Origin of the sequence: Kitasatospora sp. NPDC001527 (assembly GCF_040298605.1) — a bacterium.
Taxonomy (GTDB): Bacteria; Actinomycetota; Actinomycetes; order Streptomycetales; family Streptomycetaceae; genus Kitasatospora.
The window spans coordinates 63,741-82,062 of sequence record NZ_JBEPAM010000039.1; the positions used below are offsets into that span (position 1 = coordinate 63,741).

The following is an 18,322-nucleotide window of genomic DNA, read 5'->3' on the forward strand; positions in this document are numbered from 1 at the left end:
CACGCGCCACCATCAACGCCACCCCCGGACCTCCTTCAGCGTATGCCGAGGGATGGATGCCCCTTGGCAATACGTCGGAAACGACCGCACGGCGATCCCGCGCGGACATTTGAGGCCTGTCCACCGTCGGTGCGCGACAGGTGATTCGGTGCTCACACTCCGTCGTGAAACTGTATAAATTGCGGCAGAAATCGTCGTCGAAAGGTTTGAGTCCCTACCAAGACGGTCAACGGCCGATGGTGGTTGAACGGTTCACCACAGCGGTACCACGCATCACGCGATCACCACCCGGCCCCGTCCCGGGGCCCGCCGACGGGGTTCAGCGGCCGAGCTGGGCCAGCACCTCCGCCGGGCGGTTGGTGATGATCGCCGACACCCCGAGCTCCAGGCAGAGCTCGACGTCGGCCGGCTCGTCCACCGTCCACACGTGCACCTGGTGGCCCAGTTCGCGCAGCCTGGTCACCAGCCCCGGCCGGGCCCGGACCAGTTCGATGCCGGGACCGGCGATCCGCGCCCCGCCCGGCAGCGGCGCGCCCGGGCGCAGCCGTCCGCGCAGCACCAGGCCGCGCTCGAACAGGAACACCCGCTGGTACTGCGGCGCGGCCGCCGCCACCCTGGCCAGTGCCAGGGAGGAGAAGCTCATGATCCGGGCGTTGACGCCGTGCTCCCGGGCGCCCGTCCCCGCGCCGTCCGTCCCGGCGCCGGCCGTTGCGCCGCCCGCGCCGCCGATCCCGAACCGGTCCAGCATCCGCAGCAGCTCGGACTCCACCCGGCCGCGGAACCGCACCGGGTGCTTGGTCTCGATCGCGAGGTCCACCGGGCGCCCGCAGTCCACCACCAGCTCCAGCAGGCTCTCCAGCCGCAGCACCCCGCGCAGCTCCGGGTCCACGCTCGGCCGGCCGGTCTTCCAGGCGCCGAAGTCGTGCGCCTCCAGCTCCGCCAGCGTCATCGCGGACACCGTTCCCCGGCCGTCCGAGACCCGGCCGATCCGCCGGTCGTGCACGCAGACCAGCTGCCCGTCGGCGGTCACCCGCACGTCGCACTCCAGGGCGTCCGCCCCCTCGGTGAGCGCCCGGCGGTAGGCGGCGAGGGTGTGCTCGGGCAGGGCGAACGAGGAACCGCGGTGGGCGATCACCTGGACGGGCGGCGCGGTGCGGGCCGTCACGGGCGAGACATCAGGGCTGGTCACGCCCTACACGATAGGCCGCGCAAGTGACGCGGAGGCGAAGACGGTCCCAACCCGGGGAGCCGTCTTCGCCTCCGCGTGCGCGGCTGCGCGGTGGGTCAGCGCGCGGCGGCGGCCCGGTCCCGGGTGAGCGGGGTCAGCGCCCAGGTGGCCAGGGCGGGCACCAGGAAGCCGAACAGCGAGGCCGAGGTCCACTCCTGCGGGGTGAAGTGCAGAGCCTCCTGCGCGGAGGTCCAGAGGTCCGTCCACCAGCCGGCCACCGCGGTCGGCGCGATCAGCTGGTAGGTGGCGAAGCCCAGCGCCCACGGCAGCAGCATCAGCCGGCGGGACGGCGCGTCGGCCGAGAGGTTCCAGCCGTGCCGCCCGGCGCCGAGGAAGTAGTCCACCGCCAGCACCGCGAACATCGGCACGAAGACCGAGCCGATCAGTCCCAGGAAGGCGTAGTAGGAGTCGGTGAACTCGGTGATCTGCAGCGCCAGCACGGTGATCAGCACGCCGGTGCCGCCGGTCAGCACCCGGCGGTCCACCTTCGGCAGCAGGTTGTGGATCGACATCGCGGTCGAGTAGACGTTGGCGAAGGACTGGTCGGTCTCGCGCAGCACCAGCACCAGCAGGAACAGCCAGCCGGCCCAGACGCCCAGGAAGGAGTCGAAGATCCGGCCGGGGTCCCCGTCCGCCTGGAGCAGTGCCATCAGCCCGAGCACGTAGCACCAGACCTGCGCCAGCGTGTAGCCGGAGAAGCTGCCCCAGAACGCCGAGCGCGGGGTGCGCGAGTGCCGGGTGTAGTCGGCGGCGAGCGGCACGAAGGAGATCGACACCGCGATCATCGAGTCGGTCGCCCGCAGGAAGCCGTGCCAGTTGCCCGCGCCCGGGTCAGGGACGCCGTGCCGGCCGAGCTGGACGGTGAAGTACACCATCGCGACCGCCACCGCGGCGGCGACGAAGCGGCGCAGCACCGCGATCGCGCCGAGCGGCCAGATGGTCAGCGCGGTGGTCAGCGCGCCGGCCAGCACCACGAAGACCCAGCGGAAGCCCTCGGTGCCGACCACGGTCTGCGCGCCGAGCGCGATGGTCAGCAGTTCGTAGACGCCCCAGCCGATGCACTGGACGATGTTGAGCACGGTCGGCACGTAGGACAGCCGGGTGCCGAACAGTCCGCGCAGGTTCGCCATGGCGGGCGCGCCGGTCCGCGCGCCGATCAGCGCGGCCACGCCGAGCATCGCGGTGCCGACCACGGTGCCGGCCACGATCGCGGTCACGGCGGCGGCCAGCGACAGCTCGCTGCCGGTGGCGCCGAGCACGGTCGCGGCGGTGGTGAAGCCGATCAGCGAGACGCCGAGGTTCATCCAGAGCGCGAAGTGGTCGCGGAAGCGCAGGGTGCGGGGCGGCTCGGTGTCCAGCACCAGCGGCGCCTCGGTCCGGCCCGGGGGCTCCAGGACGGCGGTGGCGGTGCGGGAACCGGGGGCGGCGCCCGCGGCGTCCTGGAGCGGGGGGACGCCGTTCCGGGACGCGGGCGCGCCGGAGGACGAGGATGGCGAAGCAGGCGGCATGGCCGATTTCTCCCTACGCCGGCATTACCCGGACAGGTTCCGGCGGTCTGCGCCCCCTCGACGGCCGTCCACGGGGTCCGTGGCGTACGGTCGACCGGCGCACTCTCAGCCTGGTGGGTCCAAGCTCCCGCGTGTCAGTTCGGAGCGACAGGCTAGTCGCCGTGGGGGAGAACGCCAAGGCCGGAGGGTTTGCCGCGCGGTGCTGCGGCGGCTGTCGGGCTCGGCTAAGGATTCTTATGAGTTCTTCAGAAGGGTCCTTACGGCAATCGAATCGGGTGTGCGAAAAACTATGGTTGTTGGTCCTGTCAGCTATGGAGGTCGTCCGTGAGCACCGAGCGCGAGGTTGGGTCCACCGGGCCGCAGGGGGAGCAGCCCTCCGGCGGCCAGGGGGTGGTGGGTTCCGCTTCTGACGGTCCGGCGCAGCAGTCTGCGGCCGGCCCCGCCCCCGCAACGACGTCCGCCGCCGACCGGCCGACCCCGCCGGCCCCGGCCGCCGAGGGGGGCTCCGGCGGGTTCACGCCCACGCTGGCGTTCGGCAAGGTCCCGGCCCCGGAGCCGGCCGCCGCCCCGGAGCCCGCTCCGGCCGCGGGGACCGGCTACCTCGACGCCCCGCCGCCGGTCCTGCCGCCCGCGCCGGTGGCCCCGGCGGCGCCCGCCGTGCCCGCCCCCCCGCAGGTCGGCAACCCGTACGCCACCCCGGCCCCGGGCACGCCGGTGCCCCCGGCGCTCGCCGCGCACGACCCGTTCGCCGCCCCGGGCGCCCCGCAGGGCCCGGGTGCGACCGGCCAGCACCATCACCCGTTCGGCGCAGGCCAGCCGCTCGGCGGCTGGGGCGCCCCGCACGACGTCACCCCCGGTGCGCCCGGGGCCCCCGGCGGTCCCGGCGGTCCGCTCGGCTACCCGGGCGAGTACCCCGGCGCGCCCGTGCCCGGCGGCCCGCGCAAGAAGCGCGGCGGCCTGATCGCCCTGGTCACCGCCGTCGCCCTGGTGGCCGGTGTGGCCGGCGGCGCGGTCGGCGTGGCCATCGCGGACCGCGACGACACCACCGTCAGCGCCAAGGCCGACCGCTCCTCCACCACGGTCCAGGCCAACAACTCCCAGAAGAACGAGGCCGCCCCGGGCTCGGTCGCCGGCATCGCCCAGAAGGCGCTGCCCAGCGTCGTCACCATCAAGGCCCAGGGCAACGGCGAGTCGGGCACCGGCACCGGCTTCGTCTTCGACACCGAGGGCCACATCCTCACCAACAACCACGTGGTCGCGCCCGCCTCCAGCGGCGGCAAACTGACCGTCAAGTTCGCCGACGGCTCCTCCTACGGCGCCTCCGTGCTGGGCCGCGCCGAGGGGTACGACGTCGCCGTCATCAAGCTCGACACCCCGCCCAAGGGCAAGCTGACGCCGCTGCCGCTGGCCGACTCCGACAAGGTCAACGTCGGCGACTCCACGATCGCCATCGGTGCCCCGTACGGCCTGGAGTCCACCGTCACCACCGGCATCATCAGCGCCAAGGACCGCCCGGTCGCCTCCGGCGACGAGACCGGCGCGCAGGCCTCGTACATGAACGCCCTGCAGACCGACGCCTCCATCAACCCCGGCAACTCCGGCGGCCCGCTGCTCGACTCCGGCGGCGCGGTGATCGGCATCAACTCGGCGATCCAGTCCAACGCCTCCAGCAACGGCCGGGCCGGCTCCATCGGCCTCGGCTTCGCGATCCCGATCAACCAGGCCAAGTGGGTCGCCGACACCCTGATCAAGACCGGCAAGCCCGTCTACGCCAAGCTCGACGTGCTGCGCAACGACGACTACAAGGGCGACGGCGCGCAGATCCAGACCCGCGACATCCAGGGCCAGCCGGCCGTCACCCCCGGCGGCGCCGCCGACCAGGCCGGTCTGAAGCCCGGCGACGTCATCACCAAGCTCGGCGGCAGCCCGATCGAGAACGGCCCCGCCCTGGTCAGCAAGATCTGGACGCACAAGCCCGGCGAGACCGTCGACGTCGAGTACACCCGCAACGGCCAGACCGCCACCACCAAGGTCACCCTCGGCACCCGCGTCGGCGACAACTGACCGCCGCCCCTCCCCGGAAACCCTGTGCACCGAACCCCGCCGGACCCGTTAGGCTGACCTCCGCCTGGAGAGCTGCCCGAGCGGCCTAAGGGAACAGTCTTGAAAACTGTCGTGCGGTGACCCCGTACCGTGGGTTCGAATCCCACGCTCTCCGCAGTTGGAGAAAGCCCAGATCAGGGCGGGTATCGGCTACATGCCGATACCCGCCCTTTTCGATTCCGTCCCGGAGTGTCCCACCCGTGTGCCGTGTCTGGTCAGCGTGTGTGGGCCAGCCGTGGGCCAACTTCGGGCCAGCGTGGAACGGTCGTGGAACGTGATCTCCAGGTCTACTCGGCAGGTTCCTCGCCGTCGAGGAACCGCTCGATTTTGCTGTTCGCCTGCTCCTGGCGCCCGTTGATGATCTTCGCGTAGAACTTGAGCAGGACGGCCACGCTGTGCCCTGCTCGCCGGGCCACCTCGGTCTGGTCGACCCCGGCCGCCAACCACCCGGACACGGCGGTGTGCCGCGCCGAGTAGGGCACGTTCGCGAGCCGCGTCTTCACCTCTTCGGGTGTCAGCGCCACCTCGCGGGCCCGCTTCCACACGGCCGCGGTCTCCTTGGTCAGCAGCCGCCCGCCCTCGGCCGCGCGGAAGATCCGGCCGTCGGGCGCCACGCCGAATTCGGCGATGTGCTCGCGCAGCAGCCGGACCAGTACTGGCGGGATCGGTACCGGCCGGGTGGCCTTCCGCGACCGCCGCTTCAACCCCCGTTCCTCGTGCGACTGCCCGTCGTCGGTCCACCGCGAGCCGACCCGGGGCGAGCTGCCGCCGAGCAGCAGCTCGCCCCACCCGGTCTCCGGCAGGGTGCAGTCGGCCAGCCGCAGGTTCGTCGCCTCGGCCGGCCGGGTGGCGCCGTAGAGGATGCACCCGTAGAAGGCCCGAAGATGGCGCCCGCGCGCCGAGACCTGCCCGGCCGCGTCGAGCAGTGCCCGCCCTTGCTGCGGGCTGGGCACCCACCGGAAGTCGATCTCGTCGTCCGTCTCCGGAGGCGTCCAGTCGACGAACTGGAGCGGATTGCCGGGGAGCCGGCGCCGCTCGACCGCGTAGCGGAGAGCGTTGTTGAGCACCATCCGCTTGCGGGCGATGGTGTTGTCCGCTGCGGCCTTCCCGTCCATGCGCCGGGCGATGGCCTTCAGCGCGAGCCGGACGGTCTCGGAGTCGTCCAACTCGCCGAGGCCGATCGACTTGGTGGTGATCCAGCTCAGCGCGGCCGTGATCTCCTCCGGCGGTTCCGGCTGCTGCTCGGAGAAGTTGAACGCCCAGCACGACAGCGCGCGCCGGAGCACGCGGCGGTCCGGTCGCCCGCGACGGTCCTTCACCAGAGCCTCGGTGATGGTGGCGAGCGCATCGGCGCGGGCGGCCCGGCTCTTCGCCGACGACCGCTCCCACTTCGTCTCGGCGTACTCCTTGGCGTGGGCGAACCAGGTGACCTGGTTGAGCTTTCGCAGCTCGGACACCGGCAGTCCGGTCTCCTGGTCGAACTCCTCGCCCTTCTTCATCGCCGTGCGCAGCTCGGCGAGTCGGCCGGTGGCGAGCGTCATGGTGGCGTAGCTCTTGGAGTGCGGCTTCACCCCGACCTTCCACCGAAGCTCGAACGGGCGGCGCCGGCCGGGCCGCTGGCGGATCTTGTACAGCGTCACGTCATAGGTCAGCAAGGGCACTCCAAACGGAAGGGGCCCCGGCCATGGCCGGGGCCCCTCAGGGGTGACAGGTGTCAGGCGGCGGTGCTCTGCTCCAGAGCGGCCCACCACGCGTCGAGATCGGTCCGGCGGACGCGGATCTGGCCGTTGGGGAGCTTCAGGAGCTTCGGTCCCCGGCCGCGCGCGACCATGCGGTAGAACGCGCTGCGGGACATGTCGATCTCGGTGAGGACGGCGGGGAGCTTCAGGTGTTCCTGCTTGGGCACGGGGGCTACTCCTTGACGAGGGGAGCGGGCGGCGGGTTTCGGGCACGCTGGGGCTTCTCGCGGTGCGCGTGTGTCCTAGGTGGGGATTTCTGCGTCACCGCGTCATCTGCGTCATCCGGGCCGTCTGACCTGGGGTTTCGGGTGACGCAGGGGTCGGGGTCTGCGTCACCTCTGCGTCATGGGCTGCGTCATCGGGTGACGCAGGGGTGACGTGGGTGACGCAGGGGTGACGCAGCGGCCGTCCTCTGCGTCACCCGTTCCCGCCCTGGTCAGGGGCCGTTTTTCAGGCCCGGTGACGCAGGTGACGCAGCGTCTTCCTACTTAGGAAAAAAGGAGGGGGTGGCTGTAGTAGTTGGCGCCGCCGAAAGGCGAAGTTGGGAGCCGCTTCGCGGCCCGATTCTCGGGCGGCTTCGCCGAACAGCAAGAGGAGCACCCGGGCAGGCAGAGGGGTGCTCCTCTTGCTTGTCGCGGCGGTCAGAGCATCCGGGTCTGTTCGTGCGCGACGGCGCCGGCAGGGGTGGGGCGGGCCATTTCGAGGTAGCGGCCTTCCTTCGTGCGGCCGGTGTCGATGAGGACGCCCCGGGCGGCGAGGGTGGGCTGAAGGCGCTTGAGCCGGTCGGAGAGGACCTTGCCGGTGGTGGGCCAGCCCTTGGGCAGGGCCCGCAGGTCCTCGCCGCTGTAGAGGCGCCCGAGGCAGTGCAGCCACTCCGTGGACGTCATGCGCTGCGCGCCGCCCAGCTCGATGGTCTCGGCGTGCTTCAGGACGGTCTGCGCCAAGAGGTCGCCCTCGATCACGTCGTCGTTGAGGTCGTCGAGGCTGGCCCGGTAGGCGGGCAGCGCCCCGAGGCCGGTCGAGGCGTCGAGCTGCGCGCACAGGTGCGCGAAGTCCGCCATCCGCAGATCGGTCGGCGTCTCCGCCTCGGCAGCCCGGACCTTGACCGCAAGGTCGAGCAGCGACCCGAGCACGACCGGCAGCACCTCGGCGTACTCCGCCCACAACTCCGCCTCAGTACGGCGGACCCGCGGCCGCTCCAAGTGCAGCGGCAGCAGGCGTTCGGCGAGGTCAGGGCGGATGACGCCGACGTCGATGCCGGTGAGGAGCAGGGGCCGGCGGTAGGCGGAGCGGTGGACGTCCCCGTCCGTGAACAGCGCCCGCTTGACGCTCTCGGCGCCGGTGACGATGCAGCACATGGCGTCGGAGAGGTCCGGGGTCATGTGGGAGAGGTTGTCCAGGGCGGTGACCCACCCGGCGGCGACGGCCGAGATCAGGTCCTCCTCGCTCTTCGGGGCCCGGCGCAGGTCCCCGCTCATGCCCTCGATGATCCGCACGAGCATCCGACCGCCGGTCGACTTGCCCGCGCCCTGCGGTCCGGTGAGGAACGGTGCCGGCACCGGCACGGACGGCCCGAGGCAGCCGATCAGCCAGGCGATGGCCAGGCACTCGGTCTTGGCGTCGGCGAAGTTCGTCAGCCGCAGCAACAGGTCGATGCCCTTGCCGTCGGTGTCCTTGACCGGGACCGGCAGCTCGCCGGTGAGCTGGGTGCGCCGCCAGCACACCTCCATCGGGTCGGGGACGGCGGTGTCCCAGCCGGTGGGGTGGATGCGCACGGACAGGCCGTCGGCCCGCCCCAGGTCCAACCACGTCGCCCCGTCGAACCCGGGGGCGACACGGATGTGGACGGGCCGCACGTCCTCGGCCAGAGCCAGTGCCTCGATCAAGTCCAACGCCTCCTTGAGGGCGGTTCCATTGAAGACGCCGCGCCCGTCCTTGAACAGGCCGACCATGAGTTCCTGGCGGTGGCTGCCGGTTGTGCCCTGGGAGCGAATCGGCCTGGCCACCGGATGGCCGATCCGGTGGGCATAGACGGTGCCGTCGGCGGTGCGGAAGTACCGGAAGTGCGTCTGCGCGTAGTCGGTGATGACCGCGCGGGCGGGATTCTTCTCGTCCTCGGCCACGCCTACAGCCCCAACGTGGTCAGGGCGTTGGCCCACGCGTCGGCGCAGTGCCTCGGCGACTCACCCTTGGCCCGTGCGGCGGCGAACAGCCGCTCCGTGTGGGCCTCGGTCAGGCACCCGCACCGGCCGTGCGTGGACAGCACCGCCAGGAACGTCCCGTACACGGTCGCGTGCACCGCGCTGGACGCTGCGGTGATGCGCTGTTCGGCCATAGCGATGCCCCGGGCCAGGAAGGTGGGCGTGCGGTGCGGGCACCTGCCACCCCCGCCCGGGACGGACACGACAACGGCCGCCGGCCGGGAAGCCGCGGGCGCCTTCACGAGCAGGGCGCGGACGGCGTCCGGCAGGGTGGTCATGGTGCCGGCGCCGGGGCCGAGCCACCGGGCGTAGGACATGGTCGACTTGATGTCCACGCCCGGCCGGACCGCGTTGGCCGAGGGCATGGCGCCCCGGTAGAGCCAGTGCTCACCCCGGGTCGTCGCCACGGTCCGGGTCGCGGGCAGTGCCTCGCGCGCCCACGCGATGGCCTCGGGGTTGTCGAGGTCGACGACGGTCACCCCGGCGCCGCCGGGGTGGTAGGCCACGGCGGCGGCCTCCCGCCACGCCCTCGCCCACGCGGGCCCGTTGACGATGTCGGGGTCGGCGGTGGCGGCGGCCCATCCATGGCACGGTGCCGGGCAGGCGCAAGGGCCGGGGGCCTTCATGGTCGGCCGGCCGCCGCACGCGTTGTCGGCGCAGTTCCGGCAGTTGCCGAACGGCACCTTCCCAGCCCGCAGCGGCAGCACCGGCACGCCGAAGGTCGCCAGGAAGAGCGCGGTGGTGAGCGGGTTCTCGTCCCGGGCGCTGGTCGGATGGGTCATGCTGGGGGTTCTCCTCATCTCGATGGGTCAGGGGAACCGGAGCGGCCGGAAGCCTTGGCGGGATGACCGGCCGCTCCGGGTGGAGTCAGGTCCTGGTGGAGTGGGCGCCGACCAGCAGGTCGATGACCATGGCGGTGGCGTTGTCGCCGCCGTGCGGAGACTTCACGGCGAGGTTGGTGAGGCGCTCGGCAACGGCCTCGGGCGTTCCGTCGGCGAGGACGGGGGCGGGGACGCCGGACCCGTCTCGGTGTCGGGGGGTGCCGTCCGGGCTGGGCGGCGGGAGGGTGCCGGCGCGCTCGTGCGGCAGGTAGGCGCCGTCAGAGGCGAGCAGGAGCCGCCGCACGCCCGACCGGGGGCCGAAGTCCACGGTCACCGTGTCGATGCGGCCGGTGAGGAAGCACAGCGACGACGTCAGGTAGTCGTGAGCGTCGGCCTCGGGGACGCGCCCCTCGCGGCGCTGCTGGGTGGCCTTGTTGTGGTCGACGGTGAGCAGGTTGGCCCGGCCCCGCTCCGCGAGGTAGGCGCGGCAGTCTCCGGCCCACGCGATGTACAGGCGGCCGGCGGGGGTGAGGACGGCGACGATCGCGGCGGCGTCCGCCGGCCAGTCCCCGGGGTGGCCGATGGTGGCGCGGGTGGCGCGCAGGGCGGGTCGGATCTGCCGGATCGCGGCGCCGGGGTCTCCGAGATGGGCCGCCGTCTGGGCGAGCCCAAGCGCGGCGGCACGCACCCAGATGGCGGTGTGGAGGCGGTCTCCGATGCCGTCGAGCAGGACCCACGCCCGGTGACCGGTGACCGAGTTCTCGTCGTAGGCGGTGGTGTCGCACTGGTGGGTGCGGCTTCCGATGTGCTGGGAGGCCGTCTGGTGGGTGGTGAACACCGGTGGTATCTCTCCTCGTGCTGGCGGGCTGGACGGTCCAGCTCCCCTCACCACCCACCGCGGGGGTGGGTGGATCGGGCAACTGCCGTACGGACGGTGCGAGGAAGCGCTACCTCGGTTGGCTAGAACGGCGGTTCGGGCGAGTAGGCGGGCGGGTTCAAGCGCAGTCACAGGCGGGCCATGAAGGGTTCCGCATGTCTGGGCGGCAAGGCGGGACCCTGCTGGGCGAACTGGTCTGTCGGACCGAGGGGTTAGGGTCCGGGCATGGTGAACCATGACCTTGAGCTCGTTCCGGGACTGATGACCACTCGCGCTGAGGTAGGCGCTGCGTTTGGCGGCGGCCTGTTCGGCGGCATCGAGCCGGCGCCCGGCTCCGACATGGTGCTCGTGTACTCCGACCCGAAGGTCGGCGAGCTGCACGGCTACACCTTCGATGGCCAGGCGGAGGATGACGACCGCGGCCCGCTGTACCTCTACACCGGTGAGGGGAAGGCCGGGGACCAGGAGTTCACCGGCGGGAACAAGGCCCTCCGGCACCACGCCACGGATGGCCGCACGCTGCAGCTCTTCGTGGCCGACGGGAACGTCATCGACCCGATCACCGGAAAGAAGAAGAAGGGCAAGCGGCAGCGCTACATCGGGCAGATGATCCTGGACCCCGAGCAGCCCTACGACCGGAGGCGTGCACCGGGCACGGACGGTGTGGAGCGGTCCGTGATCGTCTTTCATTTGCGGCCGGACCCGCAGGCCACGTTCCCGCCGAAGTTCACGCCCGCGGACGCAATCCCCCCGGCGACCGCGCACGCCGTTGTGGACCTTGAAGTCGAGACGGAGCCCGAGACGGACACCGAGGCCGAGGATGCGGTGTCGACGGGCCCGTCGTCGTCGCAGGTCGAGACTGAGGAACACTCCACAGACGAGACCGTGGCGAACATCCCGGGTGGCCAGCGGACCGTCCAGCGGCGGGAGGGCCAGCTGACCAAGGCATACAAGGCCCATCTGGTCGCTGCGGGCCACACGGTGAAGCGCTACCAGATCTCCATCGAGGGCGTGGCCAGCACATTGAAGACGGACCTGTACGACGTCACCGACAACGTGTTGTACGAGGCCAAGGGCACCGTGCGTCGCGATGACGTCCGCATGGCCATCGGCCAGCTCTTCGACTACCGGCGCCACATCGACGCCGCCGAAGGTCTGCGGCTTGCTGTCTTGCTGCCGGGTGACCCGGGCAAGGACCTTCGGGCACTGCTGGACACGCTTGGCATCGCCCTGGTGATCCGTACCAGTGAGGGCTTCGGGGGCTTCCCGCTGGCCTAACCTCCGCAGTGGCTGCTAGCCGCCGAGGTGGTCAGTCCGAGGCGGGCCAGGCGGGTTCCTTCAGGTCAGCGGTTGCGGTTGGTGACGTTGACGCTCACGTTCACGGCACCCTGTCCTCCCTTGCCGCCTCCGCCGCCGTTCTTGAGGAGATAGAGGACGCCAAGGGCTGCGACGAGCAGGCCGAGGCCGGTGGTGGCGGCGGCGAGGGTCTGGAGCAGGAAGCCCAGGCCGAGCCCTCCGGCGCCGACGCCGATGCCGCCGGCGAGCAGGCGGGCGGGCCACGGGTCCCGGCCCGGGACGGTGAGCGGGTGCTGCGGGAGCGGGACGGGGGCGTAGACGGCGGTCGGCATGGAGGCCGGGTGCTGGGCGGGTACCGGCAGCGCGGCGGTGGGGTGGTAGAGGGCGGGCGGGTTGGTGAGCGGGGCGGGGGCTGCGTAGTAGGGGGTGCCGTCCGGGGTGTAGAGGACCGGGGCGGCGGGCGAGTGCGGCAGGGGCTGGTGGTCCACGGTGCTCTCCTGTCAGGGGCGGCGCGGAAGGGTGTCAGGGCGGGGTGTCAGCGGGTGTCAGGGGCACTGTCAGGCGCCCCTGACACCCGGGTCTGCCTAGGGGAATGGGTGTCAGGGGGTGTCAGGTGTCAGGGGGTGTCAGACCAGCGCGGGGGCGGGCACGATGCGGTAGCGGCCGCCCTTCGCGGTGGGCACGAGGCGGCCTTCCTCGATGAGGCGGCGGAACTCCCCGCTCACCCACGAGCGGGTGCGGCCGAAGCGCTCGGCGTGGTCCATGACGTCCTTGGGACCGATCACCATGACGCCGCTGTGTTCGAATTCGGCGACGATGGCGTCCATCGCGGCCCGGGCCTCCTCGGCGGTGAACACCGGGACACCGGCGCCGGCGCCGGCGCCGAAGACGGCGTCGGCCATGGCGTCGGGGACCGGGGGGAGTTCGGCCTGCGGGTCCAGCCCCTCGTCCTCCGCGTCCACCCGCCCCACCGCGACGTCCCCGATGTCGGTCCCGTCCGCCTCGGTCCCGCCCGCGTTCGCGTACACGCTGTCCCCCTCCCCGCTCTGGTCGGTGGTGTCCTGGCCGTGGCGGTGGGTGTAGGCGTTGCCGGCGGTGGTGGTGGCGCCCTTCGCGGTGACGGGGTCGACCTTGGCGCCGTTGCGCACCGCCCAGGCGGCCACCTGCTCCATGACGCGGGCGGCCCGGCCGGTGAAGCGGAAGGTGCGGCCCGGCGCGCTGTAGCGCTGCTCGGCGACGCCGGGGGTGACCAGGTAGCAGTAGCCGGGCCTCCTGTTGCCCCAGGCGCCAGGGTGGGCGCCGGCGTCGATGACCGGTCCGGGCAGGGCCATGCCCTCGTCCCGGGCGTCGAGGCCGAACACGAGCGCGGACGGCAGGCTGGCGCGGGTGCTGGTGGAGAGCTGGTCGTGGCTGGGGCGCTGGAGGCTGATGACCAGGGCGATGCCGGCGGCGCGGGCGAGCTGGGCGACCTCGGTGAAGCCCTCGTCGCCCATGAACCGGATGGTGGCGGCGGCCTCCTCGAACCAGCCGACCAGGAACGGCATGCCCTCGCAGCCGCAGGCCCGCCCCTTCTGGCAGGAGTGGGCGGGGTCGCTCTGCTGCTCGGCGGCGGCCGGCACCCACTGGCGGTAGCCGTGGGCGCCGAGCCACCGGGTGCGGACCGGGATGACGGCTTGGAGGCCGGTGACCATGGTTTCCGTCGGGGCGCCGCCCTCGACCGCCCAGTCCAGGGCCGGGACCAGGGGGCCGAAGTCCTGGAAGCTCTTCGGATCGCTCAGCCAGACGATCACGTCCCGGCGGGCCAGGATCTCGCACAGCACGTTCAGCGCGCCGTCGCCCTTGCCGGAACCGGTCATGCCGCAGATGAGCAGGTGGGTGGCGTTGCGGCCGCTCTCCGGGTCGCCGGGCAGCCAGAGGTGCAGCGGGGAGCCGTCGTCGTAGCGGCCGATTACCAGCGGGTCGGCGATCGACCCGCCGACGTTGGTCGGCATCTCCCACTCGACGACGTCGGCGAGCATGTCCCGGGGCACCACGACCAGGTCGCCCCTGCGGGCGGAGTCGGGGTCCGGCAGGTAGCGGACGGCGGTGGTGGCGACGTCGAGGGCGGAGGCGATGTTCGGCAGCGCCCGGGTGACGTCTTCGTTGGTCATCTCGCCTGCGGGCAGGGTCAGTTCGGCGGTGACGCGGTTCGGCTCCACCTCCGTCTTGCGGATCCTGGCTCCGGCGAGCTTCACCTTCTCCAGCAGCGAGGCATCCGCGCTTTCGGCGGCGGCCTGAACGGCGTCCGGGTTGCGGCGGAGCGCCTGGCGCACGTTCCAGGACAGGGCGAGCACGCTGCCGCCGAGCCAGAACATGCCGAACGTCAGGCTGTTCCAGCCGGCCAGCGCGGTCGCGGTGAACCAGCCGGAGCCGGCGGCGACGGTGACCGCCGAGTGCAGGCGGCGCTGGGCGGTGGTGGCCTTGCCCGCCCACGCGGTCGCCGCGGTGAGCCCGACCGATCCGAGGGTCAGGCCGACCGCGTACCCGGTGGAGTCGTGGGCGGGCACCCAGGCGAGGCTGCCGGCGGCGCCGGTCGCGGCGACGGTGATCCACGGCGGGGTGTAGGGCTTGGCGCGGTGGGCCAGCCACGCGGCGACGCCCTTGCCGGTGCTGGCGCCCTCCAGGGTCTCCCGGTGCTGCACCTCCGGGTCGGTGCTGTTCTTCTTCGGCACGGCAAGGCTCCTTGTCAGAACTGGAACGGGCGGTGCTGGGGCACGGGGCGGGGGGTCATGACGTCGGCGTACTCGCGCTGGAACGCGGCCCACGCGGCGGCGGCGTCCTTCGCGGCGTCGGTCAGCGCGTCGGCGGCCTTCGAGAGCTTGCTGGCGACGGCGCGGGCCCGCATCTTCTTCTGGAACACGTGGTCACCCGGCGCGCCGGGGGCCTGCTCCAGCGCGGCCTTCAGGATCTCGGCCGCCACCTCCACCTCGATCGCGGAGTAGGCACCGAACGCGCGCAGGGCCTCGCAGTAGGAGCGGACGTCAGCGGCGGAGTAGAACGCGGGCTCCGGCAGCGCCAGCGGCGAGGTGCGGCCCACCCCCGTCCCCGGGTTCGCCGCCGCCCCCACCTGCCCGCCAGCGGCGCCGGCGGCGGCCGGGGCGCCGGTCGCGGTGGTGGTCTTGTTGACGTTAATGTTCAGGCCGGGGGAGAACGTCGCCCCGGACCCGAAGCCGTTACGGGTGTTCTTCGTACCGGCGGTGGTGTTGGTGCCGCTGTTCGGCGGCGTGGCGTGGGTGGTCATCGCGGTGCCTCCCTGCGGGCCGGGACTGTCCCGGCTCCCCGCCCCCGCCCGACCCGCGAAGGGCCGGGCGAGGACAGGCAGCCGGTCAGCGCGAGGCGATCAGGGCGGCCACCGTCTCGAACGCGTGGTGCCAGGCCTGGTCCAGGGCGTAGGCGCCGGTGCCGAGCGTCGGCGCGTACGAGCCGCCCGCGGTGACCGGGTGCGCGGGGTGCGCCGGGGTGCCGAGGGCGTAGAACGTGTCCTTGCCGGTGGCGTTGGCGAGGTGCCGCAGCGGCTCGCGCCGGTCGGCGACGTAGTGCGTCACCGCCGAGAGGGCGAGCGCGGCGGCCACCGGCCCGGGCCGCAGGCGGACGCCGAGCAGGCGGGTTCCGGCGAGCAGGACGGCGCCCTGGGTAGCGGTGTACGCGGTGACGTGGGCGACGCAGGCGCGGCGGCCGGCGGCGCTGGACTGGCCGGGGGTGTGGTCGTGCTGGCCCTTGGTGGAGGCCTGGTGGTCGGTCTGGATCCAGTGGTCCGCGACGTCGGCGGCCGTCCGCAGGAGGGCGTAGGCGGCGGCGAAGCGGGCAGCGCGAATGCCGTTCATGGGTACTCCAAGGGAGCTTCGGCGTAAGGAAGTTGGTGGGATTCAGGCCGCGATGGGCAGGCCGTCGGCGCAGGGCAGGCAGGTGCCGAGGTGCGCGGGCAGGACGTAGCCGGCGTCGAGACCGCAGGCCGGGCAGGTGCGGCGGGCCCGGTTGGCGGCGGCGAGGGAGCGCCGGCGGCCGGGTGTCATCGGCCGGACGGGCTTGGCGAGGGTCAGGCGGTAGAGGTAGGCGGCCCGCTCGCCTTTGATGCGGCGGGATCGCCAGAGGATCTGGGCTGCGACGGGCTGTCCGCCGGGCCGCAGGCCGCGGGCGCGGAGTTGGCGGCGGGTGAGCAGGTCGGGCGGGGCCATGCGCCACGGGTAGGTGGGCATGCCGCCGTGCCGGTCGCCGGCCGGGTCCCAGTGCCGGGGGCGTCCCACGGCTACTTCCCGGGGGTGTCGGCGGTGGCGAACAGTTCGACGGGCACGCCGTGGACCTCGCCGATGGCGCTCAGGCACGCGCCGTGGTCGCAGGCGCGGTAGGTGATGTCGCAGGGGTGGAGATCGAGGGCGGCGCGCCACTGCTCGAAGCGGGTGAGCGAGTCGTGGACGACCAGGGTCACGCCCCAGTCCGGCTCGCCGGTGTCGGTCTCGAAGTCGCGCACCTCGAACTCGTCGGGCTGCGGCATGTCGCCGTGCTCGGTGAGCAGCATCATCAGTGCGTGCGCGGCGTCGGCCTGGCTGGCGGCGATCGTGGTCACGATGACGTCCCCTCGGTGGTGGGCTGGGCGAGGGTGTAGTAGCCGGTCAGGGTGAGCGGGACGCCGGCGTAGGTGGTGTCGGCGCTCAGCCAGGCGTGGGGGCCGGTGCTGGCGTGGTCGACGGCGGCGGGGTTGATCCCGAGGGCCTGGCGCCACTGCTCGAAGTCGCTCAGCGCGGTGTCGCGGTGGAAGCCGAAGCCCAGGCCCCAGAGGAGGACCAGGGCGCCGGAGTCGTCGCGCTCGGGGGCCACGACCTGCTCGCTGGTGACCCTGGGGGCGGGCAGGTCGGCGTGGGCGCTGAGCGCGGCCATCAGCGCCCCGGCGGCGCCGATCACGCCGGACGCGGTCTCGATGGTGGGGGTGGTCACGATGCCTGCTCCTCAGCGGTCGTGGCGGGGACGGCGTGCAGGGCGGGGCGGGCGGCGGTGGGGTGTTCCTTGTAGCGGGCGGCGATCCAGCCGGCCGACCAGCCGGTCAGCTCCACCGCCTGCCGCTGGGACAGCCCGGCCCCGGCAGCCGCCGCAGCGACCTCCCGGGCCCGCTCCTCCGGCAGCTTCTCGGCGGCGGGACCGGCGGCGAGCAGATCGACGATGGCCTGCTCGGCGGCCTCCCGCTCACGCCGATCGGCCTCGGCCCGCTCACGGCGTTCACGCTCGCCCGCCTCGCGCTCACGGCGCTCACGCTCACGCCGTTCGTGCTCACGGCGCTCACGCTCGGCCCGCTCGGCCGTCTCCCGCCGAGCCTTGTCGTCGCGCTCGGCGGCCTCGCGGCGCGCGGTCTCCTCGCGCGCTTCGCGGGCCATGCTCGCGTCGTGCTCACGCTGTTCACGGGCAACCTTGGCGTCGTGCTCACGGCGCTCACGGTCGGCCCGCTCGGCGGCCTCGAACCGGGCGATCCGGTCGGCCCGCTCCTCCTGCCGGTGTGCCTCGGCCCGCTGTTCGCGCTGTTCGCGCTCGGCCCGCTCAGCGGCCTCTCGGGCCGCGAGGGCACCGGCGATCGCCCGCCGGTAGGCGAGGGAGGTCTCGGCCGTGACGATCAGCAGCAGCGGTGCGACCGAGTGGACCGCGACCCCGACCCCGTCCCGGTCGAGGGCGCTCAAACCGATGTTGAGCAGCACGGTCATGAGGCCGGTCATCCAGCGCAGCACGACGGGCCAGCGTCCGCCGTCGCCGTTCAGGCGGGCGAGCGTGGCGTCCATGCGCACCACGATCACCACCGCCGCGTCGACCACGAGCGGCAGGATCGGCGCCGTCCACTCCCAACCGTCCGGGGTGTGGCCGGCCATGAGCGGGGTCACCGTGAGCACGCTGTAGAGGACCGCGCCGAACGTGATCGCCCACGTTCCGGCGGTCAGCGCGCGCTCGGCGGAGCGGATCTGCGCCGGGCTCATCGCCGTCTTCATCGCGACCCCCGAACCGGGCGCCGTGAGCGGGCGGTGAGCGCGCTCACGGCTGCCGTGAGCGCGGTGAGCACGTGGCTGTTCACGCCGCCACCCGCTCGGTGCTCGCGGTGCGGCGGATGACCGCCGGGCGCCGCAGCGGCACCGGCGCCTGGTCCATCAGGCGCTCGGCGAAGACGGCCAGCACCGGGTCCTCCCGGCGCAGGTCCGCCAGCACGCCGGCCGCGGCGTCCATCCGCGCCTCGCGCTCGGTCTCGTTCTCACCGGGCACGCCGGTGAACAGGCGGGTGAAGTCCGAGTCCACACCGAGCGCCAGCTCGGCGAACTCCTCCTCCGTCAGGGCCGTCTGCCCTGCAACAATCGACCTCACGGGTCTACCTCTTCTCGTTTGGGGGTGTGGGCCCGGGGCCGCCGCGCGTTCCTTGGCCGGGAGCGCGGCGGCCCGACTCATGCGGGCCCGGGCAACTCGAACGTCACGAGCAGCCACGACCCCCGGCACCCGCCCCGCAGTCATGGATGCGAGGGGGTGTCGAGGGCCGTGGTCACT

The 18,322-nt window shown here is 72.9% G+C and carries 18 protein-coding genes and 1 tRNA gene; 3 read left to right on the top strand and 16 right to left on the bottom strand.

Going from position 1 to position 18,322, the window contains the following annotated elements; all coding sequences use genetic code 11:
- Nucleotides 1–319 precede the first annotated feature (319 nt).
- Nucleotides 320–1,189 (bottom strand): glycerophosphodiester phosphodiesterase, encoded by an 870-nt coding sequence (locus tag ABT238_RS28490; protein WP_350559031.1) that lies wholly within the window; start codon nt 1,187–1,189, stop codon nt 320–322.
- Between the two features lie 95 nt (nt 1,190–1,284).
- Nucleotides 1,285–2,736 (bottom strand): purine-cytosine permease family protein, encoded by a 1,452-nt coding sequence (locus ABT238_RS28495; RefSeq protein WP_350798007.1) that lies wholly within the window; start codon nt 2,734–2,736, stop codon nt 1,285–1,287.
- Nucleotides 2,737–3,060: 324 nt separating this feature from the next.
- Between ABT238_RS28495 and ABT238_RS28500 the strand changes: the two genes are divergently transcribed.
- Nucleotides 3,061–4,800 carry a trypsin-like peptidase domain-containing protein gene (locus tag ABT238_RS28500; protein ID WP_350559025.1) on the top strand — a complete coding sequence of 580 codons (1,740 nt, stop codon included), beginning with the start codon at nt 3,061–3,063 and terminating at the stop codon, nt 4,798–4,800.
- 66 nt (nt 4,801–4,866) lie between these two features.
- Nucleotides 4,867–4,954, top strand: a tRNA-Ser gene (locus ABT238_RS28505).
- Nucleotides 4,955–5,126: 172 nt separating this feature from the next.
- Here ABT238_RS28505 and ABT238_RS28510 read toward each other — a convergent pair.
- The 5 genes from ABT238_RS28510 to ABT238_RS28530 all read right to left on the bottom strand — a co-directional run bounded on the left by ABT238_RS28510 (nt 5,127) and on the right by ABT238_RS28530 (nt 10,438).
- Entirely contained in the window at nt 5,127–6,494 is a 1,368-nt protein-coding gene (locus tag ABT238_RS28510) for a tyrosine-type recombinase/integrase (protein WP_502891472.1), read from the bottom strand.
- Between the two features lie 59 nt (nt 6,495–6,553).
- Nucleotides 6,554–6,745 carry a helix-turn-helix transcriptional regulator gene (locus tag ABT238_RS28515; RefSeq protein WP_350798028.1) on the bottom strand — a complete coding sequence of 64 codons (192 nt, stop codon included), beginning with the start codon at nt 6,743–6,745 and terminating at the stop codon, nt 6,554–6,556.
- A 474-nt stretch (nt 6,746–7,219) separates the two neighbouring features.
- Nucleotides 7,220–8,701, bottom strand: a complete 1,482-nt coding sequence (locus ABT238_RS28520; RefSeq protein WP_350798037.1) for an AICE element replication initiation protein — start codon at nt 8,699–8,701, stop codon at nt 7,220–7,222.
- Nucleotides 8,702–8,703: 2 nt separating this feature from the next.
- Nucleotides 8,704–9,561, bottom strand: coding sequence for a bifunctional DNA primase/polymerase (locus ABT238_RS28525; RefSeq protein WP_350798049.1), 858 nt, complete (start codon nt 9,559–9,561; stop codon nt 8,704–8,706).
- A gap of 85 nt (nt 9,562–9,646) precedes the next feature.
- Nucleotides 9,647–10,438 carry a PP2C family protein-serine/threonine phosphatase gene (locus ABT238_RS28530; protein WP_350798056.1) on the bottom strand — a complete coding sequence of 264 codons (792 nt, stop codon included), beginning with the start codon at nt 10,436–10,438 and terminating at the stop codon, nt 9,647–9,649.
- A 264-nt stretch (nt 10,439–10,702) separates the two neighbouring features.
- On the opposite strand from ABT238_RS28530, the gene ABT238_RS28535 reads away from it, so the two are divergent.
- On the top strand, nt 10,703–11,755 hold the full coding sequence (locus tag ABT238_RS28535; protein ID WP_350798063.1) for an SRA domain-containing endonuclease: 1,053 nt from the start codon (nt 10,703–10,705) through the stop codon (nt 11,753–11,755).
- A 65-nt stretch (nt 11,756–11,820) separates the two neighbouring features.
- On the opposite strand, the gene ABT238_RS28540 is transcribed toward ABT238_RS28535, so the two are convergent.
- The 9 genes from ABT238_RS28540 to ABT238_RS28580 all read right to left on the bottom strand — a co-directional run bounded on the left by ABT238_RS28540 (nt 11,821) and on the right by ABT238_RS28580 (nt 18,145).
- A complete protein-coding gene (locus ABT238_RS28540) occupies nt 11,821–12,261 on the bottom strand; it encodes a hypothetical protein (RefSeq protein ID WP_350798075.1) in 441 nt (146 codons plus the stop codon).
- Between the two features lie 138 nt (nt 12,262–12,399).
- Nucleotides 12,400–14,484 carry a plasmid transfer protein TraB gene (gene traB, locus ABT238_RS28545; RefSeq protein ID WP_350798088.1) on the bottom strand — a complete coding sequence of 695 codons (2,085 nt, stop codon included), beginning with the start codon at nt 14,482–14,484 and terminating at the stop codon, nt 12,400–12,402.
- A gap of 14 nt (nt 14,485–14,498) precedes the next feature.
- The gene (traA, locus tag ABT238_RS28550) at nt 14,499–15,053 is read right to left on the bottom strand and encodes a plasmid transfer protein TraA (protein ID WP_350798096.1); all 555 of its coding nucleotides are present in this window, start codon (nt 15,051–15,053) and stop codon (nt 14,499–14,501) included.
- Between the two features lie 85 nt (nt 15,054–15,138).
- Nucleotides 15,139–15,636 (bottom strand): transcriptional regulator, encoded by a 498-nt coding sequence (locus tag ABT238_RS28555; RefSeq protein WP_350798103.1) that lies wholly within the window; start codon nt 15,634–15,636, stop codon nt 15,139–15,141.
- 42 nt (nt 15,637–15,678) lie between these two features.
- A complete protein-coding gene (locus tag ABT238_RS28560) occupies nt 15,679–16,008 on the bottom strand; it encodes an RRQRL motif-containing zinc-binding protein (protein ID WP_350798171.1) in 330 nt (109 codons plus the stop codon).
- A 50-nt stretch (nt 16,009–16,058) separates the two neighbouring features.
- The gene (locus ABT238_RS28565; protein ID WP_350798110.1) at nt 16,059–16,376 is read right to left on the bottom strand and encodes a hypothetical protein; all 318 of its coding nucleotides are present in this window, start codon (nt 16,374–16,376) and stop codon (nt 16,059–16,061) included.
- Nucleotides 16,373–16,744 carry a hypothetical protein gene (locus tag ABT238_RS28570; RefSeq protein WP_350798115.1) on the bottom strand — a complete coding sequence of 124 codons (372 nt, stop codon included), beginning with the start codon at nt 16,742–16,744 and terminating at the stop codon, nt 16,373–16,375. The genes ABT238_RS28565 and ABT238_RS28570 overlap by 4 nt, the downstream gene beginning before the upstream one ends.
- The gene (locus ABT238_RS28575; protein ID WP_350798127.1) at nt 16,741–17,766 is read right to left on the bottom strand and encodes a DUF2637 domain-containing protein; all 1,026 of its coding nucleotides are present in this window, start codon (nt 17,764–17,766) and stop codon (nt 16,741–16,743) included. The genes ABT238_RS28570 and ABT238_RS28575 overlap by 4 nt, the downstream gene beginning before the upstream one ends.
- A gap of 91 nt (nt 17,767–17,857) precedes the next feature.
- Nucleotides 17,858–18,145 (bottom strand): hypothetical protein, encoded by a 288-nt coding sequence (locus ABT238_RS28580; protein WP_350798132.1) that lies wholly within the window; start codon nt 18,143–18,145, stop codon nt 17,858–17,860.
- Nucleotides 18,146–18,322: the final 177 nt, after the last annotated feature.

Coding starts and splice junctions, on each gene's coding strand:
- ABT238_RS28575 (WP_350798127.1), bottom strand. CDS start 17,766: ATGAGCCCGGCGCAGATCCGCTCCGCCGAGCGCGCGCTGACCGCCGGA.
- ABT238_RS28495 (WP_350798007.1), bottom strand. CDS start 2,736: ATGCCGCCTGCTTCGCCATCCTCGTCCTCCGGCGCGCCCGCGTCCCGG.
- ABT238_RS28560 (WP_350798171.1), bottom strand. CDS start 16,008: ATGCCCACCTACCCGTGGCGCATGGCCCCGCCCGACCTGCTCACCCGC.
- traA (WP_350798096.1), bottom strand. CDS start 15,053: ATGACCACCCACGCCACGCCGCCGAACAGCGGCACCAACACCACCGCC.
- ABT238_RS28555 (WP_350798103.1), bottom strand. CDS start 15,636: ATGAACGGCATTCGCGCTGCCCGCTTCGCCGCCGCCTACGCCCTCCTG.
- ABT238_RS28525 (WP_350798049.1), bottom strand. CDS start 9,561: ATGACCCATCCGACCAGCGCCCGGGACGAGAACCCGCTCACCACCGCG.
- ABT238_RS28535 (WP_350798063.1), top strand. CDS start 10,703: ATGGTGAACCATGACCTTGAGCTCGTTCCGGGACTGATGACCACTCGC.